This window comes from Microvirga antarctica (assembly GCF_017921815.1).
Classification (GTDB): Bacteria; Pseudomonadota; Alphaproteobacteria; order Rhizobiales; family Beijerinckiaceae; genus Microvirga; species Microvirga antarctica.
Genome location: NZ_JAGEMM010000069.1, coordinates 1 through 291, shown reverse-complemented (window position 1 = coordinate 291; position 291 = coordinate 1). Strand labels below are relative to the sequence as shown.

The 291-nt window shown below is 58.8% G+C and carries 1 protein-coding gene; it reads right to left on the bottom strand.

The features are described from left to right. Positions 1 to 291 (bottom strand): cytochrome ubiquinol oxidase subunit I (locus tag J4G32_RS20890; RefSeq protein WP_210497589.1); only part of this gene is annotated, 291 nt, incomplete at both ends.

Sequence of the window (291 nt, the reverse complement as noted above, 5' to 3'; positions counted from 1 at the left end):
CCACGGCAGAGATAGGACGCGCGGGTCTGCCATCGGTTTCAGCGGTCGGTGTCTCCGCCGGCTGCGGCCCTTTCTGGATAAGGCGAATCATATAAATATAGCCAACCCCAAAGACCAGGGAATAGACCACAAAGAAGGCCAGCAAACTGATGCTCATCTGCAAGGTGCTGTGCGCGGAAACCGCATCACGCGTTCGCAGCAGGCCATAAACCACCCACGGCTGACGTCCTACTTCAGTCGTCACCCATCCGGCAAGGATGGCGATAAGCCCGGACGGCCCCATCCAAAGCG